4 protein-coding genes and 3 pseudogenes are annotated in these 6,807 nt (G+C 69.6%); 3 read left to right on the forward strand and 4 right to left on the reverse strand.

The window, feature by feature from the left end:
- Positions 1 to 49: 49 nt before the first annotated feature.
- Positions 50 to 486 (reverse strand): annotated as a pseudogene (locus ACWCRJ_RS37735) (ATP-binding protein).
- 239 nt (positions 487 to 725) lie between these two features.
- On the opposite strand from ACWCRJ_RS37735, the gene ACWCRJ_RS37740 reads away from it, so the two are divergent.
- Entirely contained in the window at positions 726 to 1,928 is a 1,203-nt protein-coding gene (locus tag ACWCRJ_RS37740; protein ID WP_450943515.1) for a PP2C family protein-serine/threonine phosphatase, read from the forward strand.
- A 346-nt stretch (positions 1,929 to 2,274) separates the two neighbouring features.
- On the opposite strand, the pseudogene ACWCRJ_RS37745 reads toward ACWCRJ_RS37740, so the two are convergent.
- Together ACWCRJ_RS37745 and ACWCRJ_RS37750 are read right to left on the reverse strand one after the other, a co-directional pair.
- Positions 2,275 to 2,394: pseudogene (locus tag ACWCRJ_RS37745) on the reverse strand (sensor histidine kinase); the annotation flags it as partial.
- Between the two features lie 48 nt (positions 2,395 to 2,442).
- The gene (locus tag ACWCRJ_RS37750) at positions 2,443 to 3,438 is read right to left on the reverse strand and encodes an Lrp/AsnC family transcriptional regulator (protein WP_450943516.1); all 996 of its coding nucleotides are present in this window, start codon (positions 3,436 to 3,438) and stop codon (positions 2,443 to 2,445) included.
- 196 nt (positions 3,439 to 3,634) lie between these two features.
- Between ACWCRJ_RS37750 and ACWCRJ_RS37755 the strand changes: the two genes are divergently transcribed.
- A complete protein-coding gene (locus tag ACWCRJ_RS37755; protein WP_450943517.1) occupies positions 3,635 to 5,245 on the forward strand; it encodes an MFS transporter in 1,611 nt (536 codons plus the stop codon).
- A gap of 170 nt (positions 5,246 to 5,415) precedes the next feature.
- The gene (locus ACWCRJ_RS37760; protein ID WP_450943518.1) at positions 5,416 to 5,562 is read left to right on the forward strand and encodes a hypothetical protein; all 147 of its coding nucleotides are present in this window, start codon (positions 5,416 to 5,418) and stop codon (positions 5,560 to 5,562) included.
- Positions 5,563 to 6,166: 604 nt separating this feature from the next.
- Here the strand turns inward: ACWCRJ_RS37760 and ACWCRJ_RS37765 are convergent.
- A pseudogene (locus ACWCRJ_RS37765) lies at positions 6,167 to 6,807 on the reverse strand (IS5 family transposase); the annotation flags it as partial.

A 6,807-nucleotide genomic window follows, 5' to 3' on the forward strand; every position in this document is an offset into this window, starting at 1 on the left:
CTCCGTGCGGGAGGCGGCGCGGGAAAGCGGCCAGGTACAGCGGCAGGCGTCACAGCCGGCGGCCGGTGACGTCCCCGCCGGGATCGTCGGCCAGCACGATCGCTGTGGTGATCCGTTTGCCCAACGGTCGCGGTGGACCGCGAAGCTCTGGCCGACCGCCATGACGATCTCCAGCCCGTGCCGGCCGATCCGCAACGGGTCGGGCGCGAGGATCGCCGGTGGCGTCGGGTTGCTGTCCCACACGGTCACCTCCACCAAGCCGCCGGTGACTTCCAGCGTCAGCAGGCACGGGCCGGGTGCGTACTTGCGGGCGTTGGTCACCAGCTCGCTGACCACGAGCTGAACCATGCCCATCGCGCGCCCGGACACCGGCAGCCCGTGCACCGCCTGGACATCGGTGAGGAAGCTGCGGGCCAGATCGCGGGCGACGGCGATGTCCTCGCTGTCCTCGAACGCCCCCGACACCGATAGAAGGTTTTCCACCAGAGACCGCCCTCACTGCCCGCCGTCTGCTCCATGCTGTCCCACCCCCCTCCCCTGAACCCCAAACGTACTGCGACCCGCCTACCCCCGAACCTTCACATCAGGCGTGCGGGAGATTCAGGAGGGTGGCGTCTCTCGGGCTCCTTTCATCCCGGCCTGTACAGGCTGAGGCATGTGTCACAGCCGTGCTGTGCCTGCCGCGTCAGCGGGAAAACGGGTTGGCGACCCAAAAGGAGGCTGACGTGGCACGCGATCGGATCGGACTGGCTGAGGTGCTGGCAGCGGCGGAGGGCGCCGCACCGGTGGCCTCCCTCGATGTCGTGGCGCGCGACCTGCGCGACCGGTTCGGCGCGCGGTACGTGTCGTTCCTGTTCGTCGACGTCGTCGGTCAGCGCCTGCTGCGGGTCAGCGAGGAGGCTGCTACGCGACAGGAGCGCCGCGCCGAACAGGTTCCCTTCGACGACAGCATCTACGACGAGGTCCTGCGCGCCCAGGAGCTGGTGCGGGCGCCGGAGGGCGAGCGCGGGCAGCGGGTGCTCGCCCCCGTCACCAACCGCGGCGACGCCGTCGGTGTCCTGGAGCTGTTCCTTCCCCAGGTCACACAGGATGTGCTGGAACAGGTGGAGGAGGCCGCGCACGCGCTGGCGTACATCATCATCACCGACCGCCGCTTCACCGACCTCTACCACTGGGGCAACCGCACCACCTCGGTCAGCCTGGCCGCGGAGATCCAGCGCCAGCTCCTGCCCTCGGCCTCTTCCTGCGAGGCCGCCGAGTTCGCCCTCGCCGGGGCGCTGGTCCCGGCCGCCGACATCGCGGGCGACACCTACGACTACACCCTCGACCACGACACCCTGCACCTGTCCATCACCGACGCCATGGGCCGCGACGTCGACGCCGCCCTCATGGCCACCCTCCTGGTCAACGCCTCCCGCGGCGCCCGCCGCGCCGGGACCGACCTCGCCGAACAGGCCCGCCAGACCCACCAGGCCCTCCTCGACCACGGCAGACGCACCTTCGCCACCGGCCAGCTGCTACGCATCGCCCTGGACGGGACCGGCGCCCAGCTCGTCAACGCCGGCCACCCCTGGCCCCTACGGCTGCGCGACGGCACGGTCGACGAACTGCGCCTCGCCGTGAACCTGCCCTTCGGCGTAGCCGCGCACAAGGACCCCTACAAGGTGCAGAACCTAGACCTGCGCCCCGGTGACCGCCTCGTGCTCTACACCGACGGCATGCAAGAACGCCAAGCGCAGAAAGTCGACCTCCCCGGCCTCATCCGTGACACCGCCGACGAACACCCGCGCGAGGTCGCGCGCAACCTGGCCACCACCGTCACCGACGCCTGCAACGGCCACCCGGAAGACGACGCCACCGTCCTGTGCCTGGACTGGCACGGCCCCCACGCCGCAGGACGCCGAGCGAACGCCGGGACCGACACCTGACCCAGTCGCGAGGACGTCACAGGTCCTGCGGTGACGGCTGTCACCCCGGCCCGGTCAGTGCGTCGTCCGCCGCCGACGTCGATCTGCCCCGGCCTGAAGGCACCGCGAGAGTCGATTCCGTGGCTCAAGGTAACGCAGGCAGCCTGACCCGTACCTCACCGCTCTCGCGGTCCACCTGCACGGCATACCGGCTTGCGTGAGGGATCGCCACCAGCGCCGACCGCAGAGCCGCACGAGTACCCGCGAACTCGGCATCCTCCCGACGCGCGGGATCCAACTCACTGCCGGGCACCCATCCCACCATCACCGAGTCCATGTCCCGCCGCACCCGCAGACCCGGGCTGCCCTGCGGGTGTGCGTCGGCAAACCCTCGCAGCACCTTGGGGATGATCCGCCCGGGATTGCGGCCGGCCTCGGTCATGTCCAGGAACAGGATGCCCTCGGCATCCGCGCCCAGCCCGCTCTGGCAAGGATCGGCGGCGGCTTGGCACAGCGCCGCATGCCGTGATGGCTGCTATGCAGGGGTGGGCTGGATGAGGCGTCCGTGGGCGATGAGGGACGCGGCCTGTTTGAGACGGCGGACCCGGATGCTGACGGCGTAGGCATCGATGCCGGTGACGGCGGCGACACGAGTGGTCAGGTAGCGGTAGAAGTCCCCGGCGTCACGGCAGATGACGATGACCATCACGTTGTGGTCGCCGCTGATGGCCCCGGCGAAGCCGACCTCGTCGTGGCGCGTGAACTCCTCGCCGACGCGTTGGAGGTGGGCGGGGGTGACGCGCAGCCAGAGCGTGGCGTTGAGGTAGTAGCCGAGGCGCTCGGGCAGCAGGTCGACGGCGTAGGACAGGGTGCCGGAGGTCTCCAGGGCTTCCAGTCTGCGGGCGACGCGTGTTTTGGACCAGCCGGTGAGTTCGGCGAGTTGGGTGTGGTTTGTGCGGCCGTCCTGGGCGAGGGCGTCGAGGAGGGGGGCGTCCTCTTCGGCGGCGGGCAGGAGGGAGCCGACGAGGGAGGGAGGCCGGTCGCACATGAGGTGGCGCACTTGTTCCGGAGTGAGGTGACCGCCGTAGCCGGTCCAGACGGCGCTTACGGGATCGCCGAACGGGTGCAGGAGCAGGTCGATGCTCACATCGAGAACCGCGGCCGACCTGGGCAGCTGCCGCAACAGGATGTCGTCGCGTCCTGTGTCGAACGGTGAGCGGATGAGGCAGACGATCTCCGAGCCGCCGGACGCGAGGTGGACGTGGGCGATGTCGGGCCGCCGGACGAGGGCGTCGGCGAGCGCCCCGACGCGGTCGGGGCGGCAGCGGATGCGGGCGACCCACTGCGCCTGTCCGTGCACGGCGGGGTTGACCGTGCCCACCACCCGCATCACCCCGCTGCGGCGCAAGGCGCGGTAGCGGCGGGCCGCAGTCTGCTCCGAGACGCCGATCACCTCGCCGATACGCCGGAACGAGGCACGGGGTGCGCACTGCAGTGCACGGAGGATCTTCCGGTCCGACTCGTCCATCATGGAGGAAGTGTCACATGAGAAGGACGCTGAGGGTTGTTCTGATTCATATCGCTGTTCCGCTTGGGCGGCAGTGCCCGGGAGGGCCGATGCTGGCGGCCGGTCCCCAGGAGGACTCACCTCCCTGCCCATGTGGTGGCCGAACCGCACCGCACCCCGTGAACGACCACGGCGCACCGCGCCGCGAAGGAGAGTTCCCGTGCACGTCACGACACCGGCGAGCAGTCCGGCCGACCGACGGGCGGCCACCCTCGTCATGGCCTGCCTCGGCGTCTTCGTCGCCTATCTGCCGATCACCACTGTCTCCGTGAGCCTGCCCGCCATCCAGTCGGCCCTGCACGCATCGACCGCCCAACTCGCCTGGGTACAGGACGCGTTCGTGCTGCCCATGGCCGCGTTCATCCTCACCGCCGGCGCCTTCGGCGACGTACACGGGCGCAAGAAGGTATTCCAGATGGGCCTGCTGCTGTCCGCAGCCGGCGCCGCCACCGCGCTGTCCGCCCAGTCCATCCAGGCGTTGTGGACCGGCCAGGCCCTCGCCGGTCTGGGCGCCGCGGCGCTGCTGCCCACCACGCTGGCGCTGATCAGCCACGCGGTGCCCGACCCCCGGGAGCGCGGGAAACACATCGCCAGGTGGGCCACCTCCCTGCTGCTGGCGCTGGCGGTCGGCCCGCTGGTCGCCGGAGTGATCCTCGACCACGTCACCTGGCGCTGGATCTACGTGCTGCCCATCCCGGTCTCCCTCGTGGTGATGGCGCTCGCCGCCCGGCTGCTGACCGACTCCCGCGCCCCGCACGGACGCCGTCTTGACTGGCCGGGTCAGATCACGGCCACGGCGGCGATCACCGCGCTGGTGTACGGCGTGATCGAGGGCGGCGCCGAGTCGTTCACGCACGCCAAGGTCGTGGTGGCGCTGTGCGTGGCCGCCGCCAGTGGCGTCGCCTTCGTGCTCGTGGAGCGGCGCAGCGACAGCCCCATGCTGGACCTCGCACTGTTCCGCAGCCCGGTCTTCACCGCCACCACCCTGGTCGCGATGATCAGTTTTCTGGCGGTGATCGGGTTCTTCTTCACCCTGAGCCTCTATTTCGGCATGGTGCAGCAACTCGGCACGCTCCAGGCCGGTCTGCGGCTACTGATGATCACCGCGGCGGCCATCCTGGCCGCCGGGCCGGCCGGGCGGCTCATGCACCGGGTGTCGGCTCGCGTCCTGATCACCGGCGGTCTGCTCGCCGTCGCCGGGGCGCTGCTGTCGCTGACCACCCTCGACGCCGACACCTCCTTCGCCTCCGCCGGCTGGCGGCTGGTCGTGCTCGGCCTGGGCGTGGGCTTCGTCGTGACGCCCATGACCGCCACCGCCGTCGCCTCCGTGCCGCGCCACCTGGCAGGCATGGCCTCGGCCGGCAACAACGCCTTCCGGCAGCTCGGCGGCGCTCTCGGCCCCGCCGTTCTGGGCGCGCTGCTCACCAGCAGGGCCGTCCACACCCTGCCCGGACACCTCGCCGACGAAGGCATCTCCAGTGCGGCACGGGAGCGCGTGGTCGCGGCCGTGGAGGCGGGCGGACTGGGCACGGTCGCCCGCCTCGACCTGGGCGCCGACACCGGCCGGGCACTGGCCGCCACCGGGGACGCCTTCCTCGACGGCCTCCGCCTGTGCCTGATCGTGGCCGCGGCACTCACGCTGCTTGCCGCCGTGGTGTCCGCGGTACTGCTGCGCCGGCCACGTCAGGCGACGGTCACCGCGGCGACAGCCGCTCCGGCGAAAGCCACTCCGGCAACGACGGTTGGCGCGGCGTCGAAGCCGAAGCGGTGACGGATGCCGCAGACCGCCTCAGAGGCAAGGGAAATGTGTTCAGCGTCTGGACGACATGACCGACCTCTTCATAGCCGCCCGATCGAAGATCTCCGCATTGTTCTCGAATCGGCCACCTGGCAGCGCCTGACCACGGCATGGGCCGCTCGCCACGTGCCCACAACGACGGAGTGACCGACGAGAAGTACCTCCAGAAGGTCCCGTCATCGGCAGCCCAGCCCGGTCAACGTCTGGTCATCACCGAGCCCGATTGCCGCCGGGCGATCGAGCACACCACGGCCCTGTGCAGGTCACTGGCCACCCTGACAACGGGGTGACCCGGGCCGCGCCCACCAACACCTACAGCAACAGCCCTGAGCGAGCTGCGCCCACCTGAATTGCCGCGCAACCAGAGGTGTAATCACACCCCGTGTACCAAGAAGCCAGGAGATCAGACACGGCGTATCCGTGTGCAGTCGCGACGACCCCACTCAGCCGACCTGCGAGTCGGGACCATTCCGGCTCTGCGGAGACCAAACGGCCACCCCGGCCTCCCTTTCGCGGCGCCGTGCCCACAGCGTGCCCATAAGAGCGGACAATCACGGTCAACAGCGGTGCGATCCGACCCGAACGACCACCTAAGCGAGAAGGTGTCTGCGCAGGTCAGAGCCCTATACCCTGCCCAGGCGCCGTGGCTTCCCAAGCTGAGAGCGCGAGTTCGATTCTCGTCACCCGCTCCACGACTAAGGCCCAGGTCAGAGACCCGGGCCTTTTTGCTGTCCGCTGTGATCACTCGTCGCATGCCAGATTCGTGCCAGAACGCCTGTCGGGCTCCTTGGTGACCCCTCCCGTGCGTTGACCAGGCTGATTCTGCCGTAGCCCGAGTACCTACATGGTGTGGATGAAGGGAACGGAGGCACTAGGGCCTGTGTGATGTTGTGATCAGCCAGTTGCCTTCAGCAGGTCGTTGATCCAGATCATCGAGGCACGGAGGTGGAGGCCGGCGAGGTAGCTCTCGGGCGACTTGTCGTATCGAGTGGCGATTCCCCGCCAGGCTTTCAGCTTGTTGATGAGCCGCTCGACCGTGTTTCGCTCCTTGTAAAGATCACTGTCATGGCACGTGGGGCGGCCGCCCCGACGGCCCTTCTTCTTCCGGTTGGCGCCCTGGTCCTTCTTCTCCGGAATGACTGCCTTGATGCCGCGTTTCCGCAGGTAAGAGCGGTTGACGCGGGACGAGTAGGCCTTGTCCGCGGCGACAGCGCCGGGCCGGGTTCGAGGCCGGCCCACAGGCAGACGGACCCGAATCTTCTGCAACACGGGGACGAACTGCGGGCTGTCGCCGGCCTGTCCTGCGGTCAGTACGAGGGACAGCGGACGGCACCTGCGGTCCGCGGCGAGATGAATCTTGCTCGTCAGTCCGCCACGGGATCTGCCGAGCAGAGCCTGGTTCAGCCGGAACTTGCGCCGCCGCCGGATACGCCGTCGCTCTTCCTGCTCGGGGTCGTCCCCGCCGTCCTGCCCGTTCTGTCCCGACGGGCCGCCCCTTTTTGCCGGGCCCGCTCCTGTTCGGCGGCAGCTTCCTC

It is taken from the genome of Streptomyces sp. NPDC002324, assembly GCF_053593335.1.